The 20183-nt window shown below is 37.7% G+C and carries 11 protein-coding genes; all 11 read left to right on the top strand.

What is annotated here, in order from left to right; all coding sequences use genetic code 11:
• Window positions 1-903: 903 nt before the first annotated feature.
• The 11 genes from EFD62_RS04600 to EFD62_RS04550 all read left to right on the top strand — a co-directional run bounded on the left by EFD62_RS04600 (window position 904) and on the right by EFD62_RS04550 (window position 20065).
• On the top strand, window positions 904-1551 hold the full coding sequence (locus tag EFD62_RS04600; RefSeq protein ID WP_128705804.1) for a DUF6709 family protein: 648 nt from the start codon (window positions 904-906) through the stop codon (window positions 1549-1551).
• 53 nt (window positions 1552-1604) lie between these two features.
• Entirely contained in the window at window positions 1605-7271 is a 5667-nt protein-coding gene (locus EFD62_RS04595) for an S-layer homology domain-containing protein (protein ID WP_128705803.1), read from the top strand.
• A 231-nt stretch (window positions 7272-7502) separates the two neighbouring features.
• A complete protein-coding gene (locus EFD62_RS04590) occupies window positions 7503-9239 on the top strand; it encodes a phospho-sugar mutase (protein WP_128705802.1) in 1737 nt (578 codons plus the stop codon).
• A 312-nt stretch (window positions 9240-9551) separates the two neighbouring features.
• Window positions 9552-13118 carry a DNA polymerase III subunit alpha gene (locus tag EFD62_RS04585; protein WP_128705801.1) on the top strand — a complete coding sequence of 1189 codons (3567 nt, stop codon included), beginning with the start codon at window positions 9552-9554 and terminating at the stop codon, window positions 13116-13118.
• Window positions 13119-13185: 67 nt separating this feature from the next.
• Window positions 13186-13419 carry a trp RNA-binding attenuation protein MtrB gene (gene mtrB, locus EFD62_RS04580; RefSeq protein ID WP_069193296.1) on the top strand — a complete coding sequence of 78 codons (234 nt, stop codon included), beginning with the start codon at window positions 13186-13188 and terminating at the stop codon, window positions 13417-13419.
• A gap of 22 nt (window positions 13420-13441) precedes the next feature.
• Window positions 13442-13639 carry a hypothetical protein gene (locus EFD62_RS04575; protein ID WP_069193297.1) on the top strand — a complete coding sequence of 66 codons (198 nt, stop codon included), beginning with the start codon at window positions 13442-13444 and terminating at the stop codon, window positions 13637-13639.
• Window positions 13640-13723: 84 nt separating this feature from the next.
• Window positions 13724-14698 (top strand): 6-phosphofructokinase, encoded by a 975-nt coding sequence (pfkA, locus tag EFD62_RS04570; protein ID WP_069193298.1) that lies wholly within the window; start codon window positions 13724-13726, stop codon window positions 14696-14698.
• Window positions 14699-14769: 71 nt separating this feature from the next.
• The gene (locus EFD62_RS04565; protein ID WP_069193299.1) at window positions 14770-15186 is read left to right on the top strand and encodes an acyl-CoA thioesterase; all 417 of its coding nucleotides are present in this window, start codon (window positions 14770-14772) and stop codon (window positions 15184-15186) included.
• 30 nt (window positions 15187-15216) lie between these two features.
• A complete protein-coding gene (locus EFD62_RS04560) occupies window positions 15217-15759 on the top strand; it encodes a CDP-alcohol phosphatidyltransferase family protein (RefSeq protein WP_069193300.1) in 543 nt (180 codons plus the stop codon).
• Window positions 15760-16056: 297 nt separating this feature from the next.
• The gene (locus EFD62_RS04555; RefSeq protein ID WP_069193301.1) at window positions 16057-16836 is read left to right on the top strand and encodes a stalk domain-containing protein; all 780 of its coding nucleotides are present in this window, start codon (window positions 16057-16059) and stop codon (window positions 16834-16836) included.
• 73 nt (window positions 16837-16909) lie between these two features.
• Window positions 16910-20065 (top strand): cellulose binding domain-containing protein, encoded by a 3156-nt coding sequence (locus EFD62_RS04550; protein ID WP_128705800.1) that lies wholly within the window; start codon window positions 16910-16912, stop codon window positions 20063-20065.
• Window positions 20066-20183: the final 118 nt, after the last annotated feature.

The raw sequence follows: 20183 nt of genomic DNA, 5'->3' as shown, positions 1-20183 counted from the left end.
GCGACTAAAGAGCCACAGGAAAGACTTGGACAATACGCTCATATGCGGCATATCGGTGGAAATAATCTTAGACGGGCTAATCTATGATTAACAAGAAAACAGGATACCCACAATTGGGTGTCCTGTTTTCTTATAGCCTCTTTGAGTGAAATGAAAGAGGCAAAATTTATTCCGGACATTATGTTAAATTTGTAAGAGTAAATTTCACTTGCACAAAAATTGAGGGGATTTTAGTTTTGCAATTAAGGAGTTCATGCCTCAGCTATAATTTTTAACCAAGTAAATTGACATCGGCCCCAAATTTTGTTATGATTTATTTGTTATATATTAGGCAATTAAATGGGTAAGCGTTCATATTGCTTGCATATGATTTGTACTTTGAAATGCAAAAATAGAGTATTATTACTGCTTTATAAACCACCTTAGTTAGAATGAATGGAAATTGCATGGCGAAAAATGTTCGATTTCTTGCTAGGATTAACATGATAGTAATAGGATGTGACACATCTTTTTAAAAGAAGAAAATGGCTGACATTTATGTTAAGCTTCGTTATAATGTTTTTCTTTATAGTCAATCCCAAGCAAATAGAGTTTTGATACACATCTTTATACTGCAGAACAGTATCCTTATCAAATTCATACAATGGTAGAATTTTTTTCAACAGATGGCTTTGATATTCATTCAATAGCTTAGCATTTGCAACGCGTCTAAAATTAAGTAGTCTGGTCAAAAAGGCCAATCCACTTTGATCTTAGAGGTGTTTCAAGAATGCGAAGATTTTAGTAATTGCTTGAATTTCTGGTGGTTTTTAAGGGGTGAGCTAAAAATCAATTTCTGAAATGCGATGATATCAATAAATATGGGTTATTAAAATTACTATATGAAAGAATGAGGTTGAATTGATGGAAACAATCCAAAAAGCCATAAGGGAAAGTAGTATCAGCATTATTTTTAAATTGGCAGGAGTATTGATAATGCTTGCGATTATTTTTTGCTGTCTGATTTTTAGTCCGGCAGCAGAAGGTTATACAAAAGTTCAATGGAATGTCGTTCTTGCGTTGTTTGCTATAATTGCTGTAACTATTTCTATATTTTTAGTAAAAAAAATAATGGAAAGTGTAAATATTAAAAAGAGCAAAGTTTGGCAGGCTTTACAACAAAGGGGATATGCTGATGAGTTTATTTCGTCGATTGATTCTGAATTAAAGAATAATCTTCTTATAAAATTCGAAGATAAGAGGTATAAACTCCATTTATTCGTTACTCCTACTTGGTTCGTATTTATCTCTAGGAATGGTTCAACAATAAGGAAAACTGAGGAAGTAGTTTGGATATATTCTAAAATGCCTCAAGGTGTTACCTCTGCTAATAATAAAGATATACTGATTGTCGGTTTTCGAGATGGAAGCGTCTTTAATAACTTTTGCTTTTTATCTTGCGCTAAAATTATTGAAGTTTGTCAAGATAAGCTACCGAATATTTCTTACGGTTATAGCAAAGAAAAGGAAGTTTTGTTTAACAATGATCCTAACGCATTATTAAAAAACTGATTTTACTGGTAAAGCCATTAAAATACATATTTTTAAAGGAGTAGTGATAGAGAATGAAATTTAAAACACAACGCATAGTGGCAACAATTCTAACTTTATGTATGTTTTTAGCGTTGCTTCCAACAGCCACTTTTGCAAACACAAATTCTTTTGATGAAAGCGAGATTTGGCTGGAAGAAGAACAGCTTGAGGCCATCGTTGACGAAATAACCCAAACGGATGTTACATCGATAGCATCAAATGAAGCTCCCGAGGGATATGTCCCTCAAAATACGCTTATGCAAAAAGCCGTTCGACTATTTGCGGAAGAATCTTCAAAAAAGGTTTTATTGGTCGAAGATGTTCTCCCGTGGAGTTCAACAGCAAATCAAGTGGTATTAGGGTCATTAACCCAATATCAGAAGGTTACAACATCCCAATTTTTATCTGTGGATCTATCCGAGTATGGCGTAATTGTTTTTGCGAATGACCAACCTTTTGCTACATATGAAAATTATAGCATGTTTAAAGAATATATGGAGTTGTTTGCAAGTATTGGAGGCGTTATTGTTTTCGGCGCTTGTGATGCAGGTTGGTCAAACGGTTCTTTGATTGAGAAACTGCCTGGCGATGTAACTAAACAAACACACTATGTGGTAAAAAATCATATTGCAGATTATAATCACCCTATTGTGACTGGATCATTATCTGATAACACAGCTTTATTGGACGGAGATTTGACCGGGTCGTATTGTAGCCATGTTTCTTTTGATGAAGAATCACTGCCGGTAGGTAGTAAAGTAATTTTGAGAGAAGATGATACAAATCGCCCAACATTAGTTGAATATCCGCTAGGAAAAGGTCGAGTTATAGCATCAGGGCTTACTTGGGAATTTACATATGATAGGGCAGGAAAAAGTGGTTCATATGGGCCTATTGGCTATTTTGCTCAGAAAGCAATGGATGATATGTTCCGCTATGCTATTCGCGTAAGTAGCATCGATGTAAATGATTTGAACGCACTTAAACAATATTATATGAACAAAAATGGTCATTACATTGTAGTAGGTGATAAACAGGCACCAAATAATCCTCCAATAGAAAATGCAACTGTATCAGTCGGAACGAAAAAGTACACTACTGATGCTAATGGAATGGTCACGTATACTGATGCTTTTGGTGTTAACACGGTTACAGTTACTGCTGAAGGATACAGAACCAACAAGCAGTATTACGATCTAAAACAAAGAACCTCCCGTATGATATTTATGGAGCCGATTAAAAATGACGGACGTCCTTATATATCTATGGTTGCTGACACTAAGCTGTATTACGACTTAAGAACTCAAACAAGGCAATTTACCGAAGGTGATTCCACAATGCTCAATTTAAAAGTGGATGGAGTTTGGGGCTCACATTTAGGCGGTAAATACATTATTTATCAAGATAGTGTAGCAGGAGGGGCTGCCGGGAAATCAATTTCAAGTTCCACTGGATACTTTGCGTTTGCACCGGGCAAATCATTAAATCCCGGAGTGCCAGTAAAATTGAAAATGGTTTCCAATGGAGGAATAGAATCAGAGCCGATTGTTATCAACCTTGCAATCAATAAAAAGAATAATGTTTCAAATCAATTTAATAATGCCTATAACATTAGCAAAATTAGTAAATTGAAATTAGGTGGAGACAGCAATGCAAGCGCCCCTAACGATGACTTCAAAAAATTGTTCCCTATTGATTTATCTGTAGAGGGCGCGGAAGTTCCTGTTGAGATAAGTATTTCAGAAGATGCTGACGGATATACAATCAAGGGTGTCGTTGGCTTTGCTTCAGGCGAGTACACCAAAGGGCTTTTGAATGGAAAAAGTGAAGATAATAAAAAAGAATGGAGCAATCTCAAAAAAGATATACAAAACGCTAAAGAACGTCTTGGTGATAGATCAAAATTGTTTAATGATAGGAAGGATAAATTGGCAAAAACGCCGTGGAAAAGCAGTGTTTCTTTTAATGTGCAAGTATGCGGATTTTTGGAGGTAAAACTCGATAAAAATGGTAAAATAGTAAATGGTAGCGGTGGAATCATTGTTGACGGCGGTGCGGAATTTAATATTGGAAAAACATTTGCCGCTGGTCCTGTTCCTGTATATTTTGAACTTAAAATAGGGGCTGGAGCCAAATTCCAAGGTGACTTTACTTTCTATACAGCAGATGAAGGTCTAGGCTTTAAGTTGGGAGGTTCAATAAAGATAACACTTCCATCGATATCAGCAGGCGGTGGTGTTGGCGTCCGTGGTGTTGCGACTGTTGGTCTTGAAGGAGGCGCAGAATTAGAAATGGAAATAGTACCCAATTGGGCGGGTGCTATAGAAGCATATGGTGCAGTTAGTATTAAGGTGCTTTTTGTTATAGACTTTAAATGGAAGTTCGCCAAAGGAAATTGGCAACTTTGGCCAAACGCTAATAAAGCTAGAGCATTTTCCTTGTTTGGTAATGAATATGAATATTTGCAACCTGAGCTATTGATAACATCCCGTGATTATAACCAAAAAACGACTATGTGGAATAATGGCCGAAACGCAAAATTATTTCGAATAGTTGATGAAGTTGACATTATATCTTTGCAAGACTGGATTATGCCGAACTCGATGCCGCAAATATCCAAAGTTGAGGATAAAATGGTAATGCTTTTCCATGCAGACGATTCCACAAGAGCTACAGGCGACAATATAGTACTTATGTATTCTGTTTGTGAAAACAATGTATGGAGTGAGCCGGAACCTGTGTGGGCAAGCGATACCGCAGATATGTTCTTTAATCACATAGTAGTAAATGATGAACTTTATGTTGTTTGGCAGAAACAAAAGAGCAAGGTGACAAAAGTTACAGCGGAGGATTTATTGGCGGAAGTAGCGGAGAACTCGGAAATTTGCTATGCGAAATGGAACAAGGACAATAATTCTTTTGAACAGCAACAATTTGTTACTGACAATGCTGTTTTGGATATGTATCCAACATTAGCAGTGAAGGATGATGAAGTTTCTGTTGTTTGGGTTAGCAATAGCGAAAGCGATCCTTTGGGAACTTCAGGGGAGTATTCTGTTATGAAATCTTCTTTGATAAGCGAAAACTTTGATACTCCGGCTAAGTTGTATGAAACAAAGGATTATATCTCAGACATAGCAACTGGATATGTAAATAATAAATTGGCTGTTATAGCTTCAGTTGGATTTGACAGCGAAACAGCTGAGGTTATTTACATCGACGATGATGGCACAAAGAATTTATCAGATTCTGTTTCTGCTAGTGCTCTTAAATTCAACAATGAGAGATTTTATTGGCAATTAGAGGGCGCAATCTATGAGTATGATTCGACGGATAACTCGACAACGAGAATTACTGCCGGCGATGCAAAAGTTATTTCGTCCTCATATAAACTTGTAAAGAACAAAGATAAGTCCGCTATCGTTTGGATAGATGTAACAAATGGTATTTACAGTGTAAAGGCCTCAGTATTATCAGGTAATAGCTGGAGTGCTCCAATTACATTGTTGACGCTTGATGACAGTATCATTCAATATATGGACGTTTGTTTGCTCGATAGTGGGAATTGGCAAGTCATTATGAATAACTTGAAAAAAGACAGTGATATGTATTCGCTTGTGTTTGCCAATATCAACACCAAAACGGATATTGCGTTAGAATCAGTATATGCTGACGAGCATAATAAATCTGGGGATTCTCTGCCAATCAATTATTCGGTCACAAATTTGGGCGAAAATACGGTTGAAAGAGTGAATGTGAAAATTTATGCAGGCGACAATGTCTACACTGATAAATTTGTTGATTGTAAAATTGAACCGGGAGCAACAGTCGAATTTACAGAAAATATTGACACTTCTAATGTAGATTCTGTTACAGATGTAACGGTATTTGTTGAATCCGAAGACGAAAGTGATTTAACTAATAATAGTGAAATTATTAAAATAGGACTTGTTGATGTCTCGGTATCATTGTCACAATATCAAATTGATGAGAACACTATAATTGTAAATGCTCATATAAAGAATGAGTCGAAAACACCAGCCAATGTTGCGATTAGTGTTGTTGAGGATTCATTGGATGGCATCGTATTAGACGTGAAAAATCTTGGGGCGTTGGATGATGAACAGGATTATGTTTATGTTTACACTATTGATGCTACTCAGATAGACTTTGGAGAAGAGGGCAGAAAGTCTTATTTCTTCAATATAAATACCCTTGAACCGAATTTAAACGGCGATACAACAGACCTTATTATTGTTTATCCTGCAGTTGAGGAAAACATCGGAACGGCAGAAATAGAGGAAATTGCTATTGAGCCTGTTACAGGATTATCCCTCGACAGAAGAAACGTTGAACTTACTATTAGTGGAGAAACATATGAAACTGCTCAGCTTTCCGCTTCTATAGCTCCGCAAGATGCTACGTATAAAGATGTTATGTGGGAAGTGGAAAACGCAGATATTGCATATGTTGACAGCGAAGGTAAAGTTACTGCAAGGAGCGTTGGGCAAACAAAAGTAATAGCAACAAGTTATGATGGGGAATTTGTTGATGAAGCTATTGTAACCGTATATGATGGCGATACAAAATATCAGTTAACAATAAACGCGGGTACTGGCGGTTCTATTATAACCGGAGCGACAGGGGAATATTTTGCCGGACAGAGTATAAATATTTCTGCACAAGCCAATAGTGGGTATAAGTTTAAAAATTGGACTTCTTCGGACGGTGGCTCCTTCGAGGATGAAAACAGTGAAACCACTACGTTTGCTATGCCATCAAATGCTACTACTATAACTGCAAATTTTGAGTCAACTGGTAATGGTGATAGTGGTAGTGGTGGAAGTGGTAGTGGTGGCAGTGGCAGTAGTGGTAGTAGTGGTAGAGGTAGCACTGGTAGCAACACAACCACCTGCATCGTAACTTTTGAGACTAATGGAGGTAGCAAGGTTGACAGCCAGCGCATTTCACAAAATGGAAAAGCAACACAACCCACCGCACCGAAAAAAGACGGATTTACTTTTGCAGGATGGTATTTGGATAAGGAATTGACAAAAGAGTATGACTTTGATGCCGGTGTAAAATCTGATATAACTATTTATGCTAAGTGGACAGAAGATACGGTAATGCCGACACCTCCAATTGAGTGGGTAAATCCGTTTGAGGATGTTAAGACCTCCGACTGGTTCTATAGTGATGTAGAATATGTTGTCCAAAATGGATTGTTTAGTGGTACATCTGCTACAACCTTTGAGCCTAATAACAGAATGACTCGCGCAATGCTAGTAACGGTGCTCTGGCGGTTAGAAGGAAGTCCTGTTTTAGGTAATAATCCGTTTGAAGATGTTCCAAGTGGACAATGGTATAGTGAGGCGGTCGCTTGGGCAGCACAAAACGGCATTGTAAGCGGCATGGGTGATGGTCTGTTTGCTCCTAACTCTGATATAACCCGTGAACAAATGGCGACTATTCTATATCGTTATGAGCAATTCAGTGGTAAAATCCCACCTGATATTGTGGCAGATAGAGAATTTTCGGATTGGGACGATATCAGTGATTATGCAAAAAATCCTGTTAATGTGCTTACGGCGCAGGGGATAATAAATGGTAAACCCGGTAACCTTTTTGATCCAAAAGGCACGGCGACAAGAGCGGAAGTTGCAGCAATGCTTCATAGGTTTTTAGAAGTAGTAAAATAGCAAATGTACTAATTTGACAAAGGCTCGGAAAGGATTGGTTTTTCATCCCTTCCTGGCCTTTTAATAATATTTTTTATTTTAAATATGGAACAATCTTGACAAAGTAGCGCATTATTTTTTGCATAATATATATGTTGTAATATGGATAAAATATGTTATACTAGGGAATGAGAAAAATACTTTTAGGAGAAATCTAATTTTAGTCAGTTTTTAATAGAGGGAGAGAAATATATGCAAAGCAGCGAACTTTATAAATTTTGGTTGGAAAATGATTACTTTGATACCGAGACCAAAGAAGAGCTTTTAAGTATTAAAGATAATCCAAAGGAAATTGAAGAAAGATTCTATAAGGATTTGGAATTTGGTACCGGTGGACTTAGAGGAATTATAGGTGCCGGAACCAATAGGATGAATATTTATACCGTCAGGAAAGCTTCTCAAGGACTGGCGGATTATATAAACAGCATGGGACTGCAAGAGAGAGGAATAGCAATTGCTTATGATTCCCGTTACAAATCACCGGAATTTGCTTTGGAAGCAGCAAAGGTTTTTGCAGGAAACGGTATAAAAGCGTTCCTTTTTGACGAATTAAGACCGACACCGGAGCTTTCGTTTGCAGTTAGGCATTTGAAAGCAGCGGCCGGTATAGTTGTTACAGCAAGTCATAATCCAAAAGAGTACAATGGATACAAAGTATATGGAGAAGATGGGGGACAGCTTCCTGTTGAAGCATCAAACGAAGTTATATCATACATAAGCAAGATTGAGGATATGACGAAAATCAGGATCATGGAAAAGGACGAAGCAATAGAGAAGGGCTTGCTCAAAATAATAGGCAAGGAAGTCGACGATGAGTATATTGCAAAACTGAAAACTCTTTCTGTAAACCCTGAACTGGCTGCAGAAATAGGAAGTACCTTCAAAATTGTATACACTCCTTTGCATGGATCGGGTAACAAGCCTGTAAGAAGAATACTTGACGAAATAGGATTTAAGAATGTGCTCGTGGTCAAAGAACAGGAGCTGCCGGATAGCGAATTCTCCACAGTAAAGTCACCTAATCCGGAGGAGAAGGAAGCATTTAAGATTGCCATTGAGCTGGCAGAAAAGGAGAATGTAGACCTTATTATAGGTACTGACCCTGACAGCGACAGGGTGGGTATTGTCGTAAGGAACAAAGAAGGGGAATATGTAGCTCTGACGGGTAACCAGACTGGTTGCTTGCTGCTCGAGTACATATTATCTCAAAAGAAGCAAAGAGGAGAGTTGCCAAGCAATGGCTTTGTTGTAAAGACAATAGTTACAACAGAGCTTGCCAGAATTATTGCTGAGGCTTACAACATAGAGCTCGTAGAAGTTTTGACAGGTTTCAAGTTCATAGGTGAGAAAATTAAGCAGTTGGATGAGTTTGGAGACAAGAAGTATCTGTTTGGCTTTGAAGAAAGCTATGGATACCTTGCAGGAACCTTTGCGAGAGACAAGGATGCTGTTGTTGCCTCTATGCTTATTGCTGAAATGGCAGCTTATTACAAATCAAGGGGCTTGACTCTTTATGATGGATTGATAGAAATACTTGAAAAATACGGATATACCCTTGAAGGAATTACTTCATTTACTCTTAAGGGAAAAGATGGAGTAGAAAAAATTAAGTCGGCTTTAACAAACCTCAGAGAAAAGCAGGTTGTGAAGTTTGGAGAATATGAAGCTGTTGCGGTGAGAGACTACCTAACAAGTGAGCGGTATAAGGTGGCAACAGGTGCAAGGGAGAAACTAACCCTTGTTCAGTCGGATGTATTGTATTATGAATTGAAGGATAAAGCATGGTTCTGTATAAGACCTTCCGGTACCGAACCAAAAATAAAGATTTATTACGGTGCTACAGAAAGCAGTATGGGAGCTGCAAAGGAAAAACTCAAACATCTGCAGGATAATGTACTTTCAGTGATAGAACCGCTTCTTAAAGACTGATTGTAAAATATATCGCATATTTTTACATGACTGATAAATGTGCATGCATCATCCGTTGATTTTATGGTGATGTATGCACATTTTTTGATTTTGGCCTCTTGGAATGAAATGAAAGAGGCAAAAGTGAAGGGACTCGATGTCCAGAGCTTTTATTTGGCCTAATTATTTTACGAAGTAATTTGTGTAGCTTGTCTTATTGTGTGTTATAATAATTAATATATATGTGTATATATGTGTGAAGTTTATACTGTGTTTTAAGGCATAGGTTTTCATGAATGTTCATGAAAATATTTTTTAGTATGCCGAAAGCTAATGATAAGAAGGGTGATAAGGTTGCAGAAGTTTGTACACCTTCATGTCCATACAGAGTACAGTCTCCTTGACGGGGCAAACAGAATAAAGCACCTCATAAAGCGTACGAAAGAACTGGGAATGGACAGTATAGCAATAACTGACCATGGTGTAATGTATGGAGTTATTGATTTTTATAAGGAAGCTGTCAATAATGGAGTAAAACCCATACTTGGCTGTGAAATATATACTGCCAAAAGGTCAAGATTTGACAAGCAGGGAGGCTGGGATTCAGATCCAGGCCATATGGTGCTTTTGGCAAAAAACAACACGGGATACAAGAATTTGATGGAAATTGTGTCTATAGGGTTTACCGAGGGGTTTTACTATAAGCCTAGGGTTGACATGGAAGTCTTAGAAAAGTACAGCGAAGGTTTGATTGCCACAAGTGCTTGTCTTTCGGGAGATATACCCAAAGCGATTTTAAGCAATAATTATGAAAAGGCAAAGGAGATTGCCTTGAAGCTCAACAGTATCTTCGGACAGGATAATTTTTATCTTGAGCTTCAGGTAAACGGTATCGAGGAGCAAAACATAGTCAATCAGCAGATAATAAAGCTTAGCAAGGAAACGGGAATACCCCTTGTTGCCACCAATGACGCCCATTATCTTAGAAGAGAGGATGCGCGTGCCCATGAAATCCTTCTTTGCATCCAAACCGGAAAGAATATTAATGATGAAGATCGAATGAGGTTTTCCACAGACGATTTTTATGTGAAGTCTCCTGACGAAATGGTTAATATGTTTAAAAATATTCCCGAAGCAATTTCCAATACTGTCAGGATTGCAGATATGTGCAATGTTGAGCTTGAATTTAATAAGCTGCACCTGCCTAAGTTTGACGTACCCGACCAAAAAGATCCTTACGAATATTTGAGATTTCTTTGCTATCAGGGCTTTGAAAGAATTTATGACAAAGTAGACCAAGATGAAGACAAGGTAAACAGGCTGGAATATGAGCTTTCGGTAATAAAGCAAATGGGCTACGTGGATTATTTCCTTATTGTAGGGGATTTTATAAGATATGCAAAGGAAAAAGGGATAATGGTGGGCCCGGGAAGAGGTTCGGCAGCCGGCAGTTTGGTGGCCTATTGTCTTGGAATTACAAATATTGACCCAATAAAGTACAACCTACTTTTTGAGAGGTTTCTAAATCCCGAAAGAGTTAGCATGCCCGATATTGATATAGACTTTTGCTTCGAAAGAAGACAGGAGGTTATAGATTATGTTGTCGAAAAGTATGGCAAGGACCGGGTTGCACAAATAATTACCTTTGGAACCATGGCGGCAAGAGCTGTTATAAGGGATGTGGGAAGAGCTCTTGATATACCCTATGGTGATGTCGATGTCATTGCAAAGATGATTCCTTTTCAGATTGGTATGAATATTGAAAAAGCCCTGGAGCTAAATCCTGAGCTTCGCCAGTGGTATAATGAGGATGAAAGGGTAAGGGAGCTGATTGATACTGCAAAGCTTCTTGAAGGTATGCCGAGGCATGCTTCTACCCATGCTGCGGGAGTGGTTATTTCCCGGGATCCCCTGACAGAATATGTTCCCCTTCAAAAGAGTGAGGATAGTGTAACGACTCAGTTTACCATGGGGCTTTTAGAGGAGCTTGGACTTCTCAAAATGGACTTTTTGGGACTGAGGACTCTCACCGTAATAAGGGATGCAGTAGCTCTTATAAATAAGATTCACAATAAGGATATAAAAATTGATGAGCTAAAGATGGATGACCCTAATGTGTACAAGCTCATAGGAGAAGGACGGACAGCGGGGGTGTTTCAGCTGGAAAGCGCGGGTATGACCCAGTTTATGAAGGAGCTTCAGCCAGCATCTTTGGAGGATATAATAGCCGGTATATCCTTGTATCGACCGGGACCCATGGATCAGATTCCAAGATATATCAGAAACAAAAGTAATCCTCAGCTTGTAAGGTATGATCATCCTCTATTGGAAAATATACTGAACGTGACTTATGGCTGCATGGTTTATCAGGAGCAGGTAATGCAGATAGTCCGCGATCTTGCCGGGTATTCGATGGGAAGGTCGGACCTTGTGAGACGTGCAATGTCCAAGAAAAAGATCAGTGTAATGGAGCAGGAAAGAAAAAATTTTATTTATGGAATAGATGACGATAATGGAAATATTATAGTAAAGGGAGCTATTAGAAACGGTGTTGATGAGAGAACCGCAAATAAAATATTTGATGAGATGATGGACTTTGCAAGCTATGCTTTCAATAAGTCCCATGCCGCAGCATATGCAGTTATAGCATATCAAACTGCGTGGCTCAAATGTTATTACCCTGTGGAATTTATCGCAGCATTGTTAAACAGCTTTATGGGAAGTAGTGACAAAATATCCCAGTACGTACATGAATGCCGTAAACTGGAGATCGAGGTACTTCCGCCGGATATAAATGAAAGCGATGTTAAATTCACCGTTGTGAACGGAAAAATAAGGTTTGGACTTGCGGCGGTTAAAAATGTTGGTGAGAATGCAGTTAAGTCAATTATTGATGAAAGGAACAAAAACGGAAACTATAAAGGTTTTAGGGAGTTTTTAGAGAGAGTTGACGGAAAAGATGTAAACAAGAGGTGCATTGAGAGCCTCATAAAAAGCGGGGCCTTTGATTCACTGGGCATATATCGTTCAAGGCTTATGGCGGTTTATGAGAAAATGATGGATGGAATATCTAGTTTGAGAAAAAAGAATATGGAAGGTCAGCTTTCTATATTTGATGTGCCATCAAATGCTGTTGATGCGAAAAAGGGTGAAAAACACCAACTTTATTCGGAAGATAAAGATATTTATCCCGATAGGGGTGAGTATTCGGCGAAGATTCTTTTGTCAATGGAAAAGGAGATGCTGGGATTGTATATATCGGGACATCCTTTAAGTGAATTTGAGGAGGAAATTGGTGAAATAGTTACGCTATACAGCAAGGATATGGCATCCGGTTCGGAGGAAAGCAATGAAGGAATAACGGTTGACGGAACTAAAGATCTAAAAGATGGTATGAATGTGATAGTTGGGGGAATAATTACTGCTAAGAAAACAAAAACTACGAAGAATAATAATTTGATGGCTTTTCTGACGCTAGAGGATTTGTACGGCACAATGGAGGTAATAGTTTTTCCTGCGGTGTTAGAAAGGTTTTCAAAGCTCGTAGAGGTAGAAAATATTGTTTTGATAAAGGGAAGTATAAGTATAAAAGAAGAGGAACAACCTAAAATAATATGCGAAGAAGTAAAACCGTTACGAAAAGGTGATATATCAAGTCCATCAAAGAAGAATGGTCTGGAAAAGCTTTATTTGAGAGTAGAAGAAAACATGGATAGTGGGCTAATGGAATCTATGTTTTGCATGTTGAAGTTTTTTAGCGGAAATACTCCAGTATGTCTGTACTATGAAAATCAAAAAAAGCTTAAAGTATTGGAAAGGGACTGTTGGGTAAGCATTAACGATACCGTAATTAATGAGCTGAAATTGCTAATAGGACAGGAAAATGTAAAAGTCTCGTAAGCTTTACCTAAAATTCATATTGATTTTTGGTGCAAATTAATATATAGTTATGTCGAGGTGGTTCTATTTGGATTGGGATATTGAAAAAGCATTTGGGGATTACGTTATAATAAAGGCTGAAGAAAATGGTGTGAATATTATTGGCCTTACCAGAGGTAAAGATACAAAGTTCCACCATACCGAGAAACTGGATAAGGGTGAAGTTCTCATAGCCCAGTTTACCGATAATACTTCTGCGATAAAAATTAGAGGAAAAGCTAAGATAATAAGTCGGCACGGAGAAGTTTATTCCGGTGAATAACGTAAAAAGGGGCGTGTTTTATATGTGGACAGTGGTGTATATGGCTCAGAGTAAAGAGATCGCCACTACTATGCAGGATTTGTTGACCAGTGAAGGCATTCTGGTTAAATTAAGACCTATAAGTAAAAATCATGAGAATAATGACAACTATTATGAAGTCTTAGTCCCTGAAGCTGAAGTGGAAGAGGCCCATAGTGTTATTATTGAGAAGGGATATTGAATTAAAGTTAATATAGTTTTTTTTATTATCCCGTGTTTAGCCTCTTGAAACACGGGTTTAATACTGTTAAGGAGGTTATCGGGCATGAGTAATATTAGAACAATTGGTGTTTTAACAAGTGGTGGAGATGCTCCCGGAATGAATGCAGCCATAAGAGCGGTTGTCAGAACAGGACTTTATTATGGTTTTAAAGTTATGGGAATAAGAAAGGGCTATAACGGCCTTATTCATGGAGATATTGAAGAAATGACAGCAAGGTCGGTAGGGGATATAATTCATAGGGGAGGTACTATCCTTCAGACAGCTAGATCCCCAGAATTCAAGACAGAGGAAGGCCTGAAAAAAGCTGTATCCATGGCCAAGGTGTTCGGCATTGACGCAATTGTAGTTATAGGCGGAGACGGATCCTACAGGGGCGCTAAGGATATTAGCAAGCTAGGACTTAATGTTATAGGAATACCGGGTACAATTGATAATGACATTGGTTGCACCGATTATACCATAGGTTATGATACAGCCATGAACACTGTTCAGGATGCAATAGACAAAATAAGAGATACTGCTTATTCCCACGAGAGATGCAGTGTTTTGGAAGTTATGGGAAGACATGCCGGGTACATTGCCGTAAATGTCAGTATTTCGGGAGGCGCTGAGGCTGTCGTTCTTCCGGAAAAGCCCTATGATATGGAGACTGATATTCTAAAGCCTATTATTGAAGGAAGAAACAGAGGTAAAAAGCATTATCTTGTTATAGTTGCTGAAGGGGTGGAAGGTAAAGCTATCCAGATAGCCAGAGAAATTACGGAAAAGACAGGCATTGAAGCTAGGGCTACAATACTCGGACATATACAAAGAGGGGGTAGTCCTACTGTATATGATAGGGTAATGGCAAGTCAGATGGGAGCCAAGGCTGTTGAAATCCTCAGGGAAAACAAGAGCAACAGAGTCATTGTCTTTAAGGACAACCAGCTGGGTGACATGGATCTTTATGAAGCTCTGGAATCAAAGAAAACTATTTCTGAAGATTTGATTCAGTTAAGCAAAATGTTATCGCTATAAGTATTAATAAGTTCTACAATGTGGATTTTATTGCATGGAGGACCAGTATATAACAGCAAGGTGGATAAACAGTGTTTACATCAGAGACAGAGATTATTGTAAGATATGCTGAAACAGATCAGATGGGAATAGTTCATCATTCAAATTATCCTATCTGGTTTGAGGCAGCGAGGACGGAATTTATTAAGAGTATGGGAATGCCCTATTCAAAAATAGAAGAAAGAGGTTTTATGCTTCCCCTGATTGAGCTTACATGTAGATATAAAGGCTCGGCGAGATATGAGGACAGGGTCATTGTAAAAACCTGCGTTAAGCAAATATCCTATTCGAGGGTGACGTTTTCCTACGAGGTTTTCAAAGGCTGTGATAATTCGCTTATAACGACGGGACAGACTGTTCATGCATGGACAAACAGGAGTCTTAAGCCTATAAATATAAAAAAACATGCGCCGGATATATTTGAATTGTTGAATAAGGCTATTTTGTAGATTATATAATTTCTTTAAGGTGGTGGATGGGTGAATATTCCAAACATATTAACTGCTATAAGGTTTGTGTTCGTTCCTTTCTTTGCTTATTATCTGTACAATGAACAGTATACGGTTGCGGTAGTTTTATTTCTTTTAGCAGGAATTACTGATGTATTGGATGGATTGATTGCCAGAAAATTCAATATGATAACGTCTTGGGGCAAGCTGGCGGATCCTTTGGCCGATAAAATGATGCAACTAACTGCACTGACTATCCTTACTATGCAGGAGATTATACCGTTACCGGTTTTGATAATTGTTGTTGCAAAAGAGTCTTTTATGGTTGTCGGTAGTATTTTAATATATAAGAAAGTAAATTTCGTTGTGCAGGCTGACTGGTATGGTAAGTTTGCCACAGTTGTTTTCTTTCTTGCAATTGTATTAACTATAGCCATAAGATCAGGAAGATTTATAAATCCTTACACTGATGTCGTAGTAAATATTGCTGTGATAATTGCAGTTGTATCTACGCTGTTTGCATTTTTTATGTACACAATCCAGTTCAGAAAGCTCACAATAAAATCAAAGTGATTAGTTTTTGCTATTAATTATATTGTTAGATATATGATTATGCTGTTTTATTCAAATCTGCCTCGTGTAAAATATGTCAATATAATTACAAAGTGTTGTGAAAAGTTGACTCAATGACCAATTTCGTTATATAATTATTATATGAGGGAAAATGTAACTTTATATTATTAGATAGAATTTTTCAACGTGGTATACATATTTTTTCATTTCTGAGTTACTTCTTTCAATGGTAAGGACATATTCTAGATTTCTAATGCATGTAATAATTTCAAATTATTGAGGTGGAGGAGAATGCTTATGAAAAAAATAGGTGTATTTTTTTCATGTCTGATGATTTTTTGCACTTTAATTGTATTTAATTTCACAGGAGAATTTTCGTTTGCGGCCCAAGACAACTCTTTAGCAGCAAGCGATATAAAGGTTTTTTTGAATGGGCTTGAGCTTAAGTTTGATGTAGCACCGTACATAAAAAACGGAAGAACGATGGTACCTTTTCGTGCTATTTTTGAAGCCCTTGGTGTGGATATAAGCTGGAACGGAGAAAACCGTACTATTATGGCAACCAATGATACTACGCAGATTTATATTGAAATAGGAAAAGCCTTTGCCTATGTCAACGGATACAAAGTAAACCTTGATGCTGAAGCGGAAATATTGGGGGGAAGGACTTTTGTCCCATTGAGATTTGTAAGTGAGAATACGGGAGCTGATGTTTCTTGGGATGGCTCAAGAAGAGCGGTTCATATTTCTTATGTAGACCAAGTACGGGATTTGGGGGAGATATCCTATTTTAGAGAATTGGAGTTTACTGTGGACAGATGGGAAAGCAAGGCTGATGGAAAAATATTGACGGTACACGGAAGGGTAAATTTGGATGATAAGATGCTTATGCTTGAGATGTATGACAGCTCAAGAAGGTATTCGAGCGCCATAGCTCAAATAACAGGAAAAGACGGTGGAATGAATATATATGAAGCTGATATTTATCTGACCTCTTCTTTTAATCCTAAAACTATTCTTGTAAAGACATTGAGTGACTCTAATAAACCAATAAAAATTTCACAGTATGATTTATGATTTGGAATTGACATAATCTACACAAAATTGCTTCGCACCTATCAACGTAATAATGAAGGAGGAAGGATGTAATATGATAAAAAGATTATTATATAAAGAAAGTACATTGCTTCTTATAGTTTGTTTTCTAATGCAAATCATATCAGCAACTGTTATCGGTGGGGATGTCTATGCAAGTTCTGAAGGAATTAGAGTAGAATTTTATAATGGAGATGTTGGTGATTCTGTTGGTGCTTTGTGTACAAATTTCAAGGTCATCAACACAGGCTCTTCAACAGTTGCCCTTTCGGACATTAAGTTGAGGTATTATTTTACTGATGACGGGGTATCGCCAATAAGCGTTTTTATCGATTATGCTGAAAATAGCGGCAGTGGAATTAATAGCTGTATTACATATACCATAAAAGATACCAATTCATCCGATGCAAACAAATATATAGAATTCGGATTTAACACTGCAGCAGGAAGTCTTGCTCCAGATACATATGCATTAGTAAGAGCGAGAGTCTATCAATCCGGCTACAATCAGGTTTTTACCCAAACCAACGATTATTCTTTCTGTAAGAAAAACATTAATTTTGCAGAATGGGACAAGGTTACAGGATATTTGAACGGGGTTCTTTTTAGTGGGAAAGAGCCGGTAGAGTTGATTTCTACTCCTTCGCCGGTGACACCGACTCCGCAAATGAGTCCAATACCTACCATAACACCTTCACCTAGCACGACCCCTGAAGTTACACCTACACCTTCAGATTTAGTGACTCCTACAAATTGGATGGATCAAGCGGTTCCAAATGGAGATTTTGAAGACGGAATGGCATTTTGGAGTTTTTATTTTGACAATGTATCCGGTGCAAATGCCAACAATCTGGTTCATACTGAGCCCTCGGGTAATAAAAGGTCGAAAACTGCTATTAAAAATGTTGGATCGAACAATTGGACTATTCAATTAAAGCATACAGGAGTTGAACTTAAAAATTCTAAAACTTATAGGCTTACTTTTGACGCAAAGTCGACAATTCCAAGGGATATAAGGGTATCGGTACAGGATGCCACAAATAGTCTCATTGAATATTCTGGCAGTGTTGTAGGAATTGATTCACATATGAAAACTTATACCTGTGAATTTGCGATAAGCAGCTCGAAAGATATTACTGCAGCTATTGTGTTTGAAATGGGGAAAGTGGGCACAACGGCAAATCAGCCCCATGACATCATTCTTGATAATGTAGACATAAAGGAGATTGCTGCTCCTCTGACCCCACCATCACCTGGAGGGACAGATGATCCTTTGGGAGTTGGTATTACTGCTTCAAGGAATTCTATAATTGAAGCAGAACTTGGAGAAGAAGGCGATATATTATTGTCCCAAGGCGGTGAAATCTCTGTAGCAGGCACAATAGACACGGAGAAAGAAGTAGTGCTAATATTGGATAACTCAGGGGCATTAAACTCCTATGTGCATGATATATTATCGCCCTTAGACTTTGGAATATATTCAAACCGTGATTTAACTATACAGGGAAATAATGCTACAATTAATGGAAGTGTACATACAAATAATTTATTTACATCCACAGCTGAGACGATAAAAATTTCGCAAACTTGTTCTGCTGCTAGCTTTGATATTACAAGTAAAAAAGTAGATATTAAAACGTTTAAAAATATTACTATTCCGATAGAGATGCCATATTTTCATACAGAACTGCTTGCTGATGCATTGAAGAATTCTATGGTTTTCAACCCCGAGGATTATCCCCCCAGTTGGTTTCCTTATCCAATGCCGGGGCAGAAAGATGTTTTTATAACTTATAACCTATTTGCCAATCGTTTTGAAATATTCGGAATGGGTAAACTTGTCATAAACTCTTCCATGTATTTCAATGGAGATGTTCTAATATCATTGACAGAAACCAATAACGTCAACGATGGATTTATTGTTGCTAAAGGAAATATAATTATACAGGGAGAAAATTTAAAGCCCAAAGGGCCAAAAGACAAGTTGTATGTTTACTCCATAAATGGCAATATAGAGTGCCAGACGAAGGACTCTACTATAAACGGGATAGCTTATGCACCTGGAGCCCCTGGGAACCCTAACTCCGGAAAAATTATCTTTACAGGTGATAACAATACCATTAACGGGGCTATTGCAGGAAACGAACTTAAATTTAATGGTAGTGGTCTTAAGGTAAATCATACAGAGGGACAATTTAATACTATTGAAGAGAAGTATATGGAGAACTCCAGTCATTTGAAAATGGTAAAAGATGCTGCAAAGAGCTTTGTAGATAAGTTTGCAGGTTCTCAAACAAAAGTGTCCATTATTAAATATTCCGACTCTGCAAATGATAATCACTTTACGCAGTATGATTTATCTTTGAGCGACAATGCAACTATTCTAAAGGATAAAATTGATAAAATCGTACCCGGAACTACAGGTTTTAGCAATATGGGAGATGCCATGAGAAGGGCATATCATATTCTTAATAATTCAACAGAAAGTTCGTCTGCAAAGTATATTGTTGTCCTTACAGGCTCCGCACCGAATCGATGGACGGGTATTAGCGATATAACAAGTGAGCCTAAGACAGAGAACGGAAAAGCTGATTACATAAAAGCTGATGATGTGTCCTACAGTTCGTCAGATTATGCAAAGGATATTGGGAAACTCATTACCTCAAGCGGTATAAATCTCATGTTTATAGATTTTTCTGAGGAAAGTATAGGTACTGTGTTGGAGGATATTGCAGCAGTAAGCGGAGCGAAAGTAGTAGAAGCTACCGGCAAGCATTATTACAGGGCAGACAATTTTATGGAACTTATAGATATTTTCGACAGCATACGTTTGAAGATATACTATGATGTTATACTTAATAATGTCTTGTATCAAGAGATTCTTCCTGCAGGAGTGTTGGTGGTAGAGGTTCCTGACGGGATGAGCACTCAAAGTGTTCTGATAGACGGAATAACCAGGACAAAGATTACTGGTGTGATAAATAACATTCCGCTTACATATACTGGCACAGGTTATAGTTTTAATATTGACAATTTCAAAATAAAAGTAAAATTCTTGAAACCGGGTACAATAATATTTGATGGGGCGGATTCCAAGATAAGATACAATATAGATTACATTGATAGTGGAGGCAACAGTCAATCAAAGAGTATTGACAAACACTTTGATGACATGACGGTAAATGTTACAATGACAGTTGATATAAACTGATATGCCGTTGCAAGAAAACTTGCGGTTGGTTTCCACTTTGGGAAACCAGCCTTTTTATTGGAAAGGAGTTTTTATTGTTTGTATTGCCTATAGTTGGTGGTAATATAATACTAGTATT

The sequence above is a fragment of the Acetivibrio mesophilus genome (assembly GCF_004102745.1).
Taxonomy (GTDB): Bacteria; Bacillota; Clostridia; order Acetivibrionales; family Acetivibrionaceae; genus Hungateiclostridium; species Hungateiclostridium mesophilum.
The sequence above is the reverse complement of the archived record's forward strand: the minus strand, read 5'-3'. Positions and strand labels throughout refer to the sequence as shown.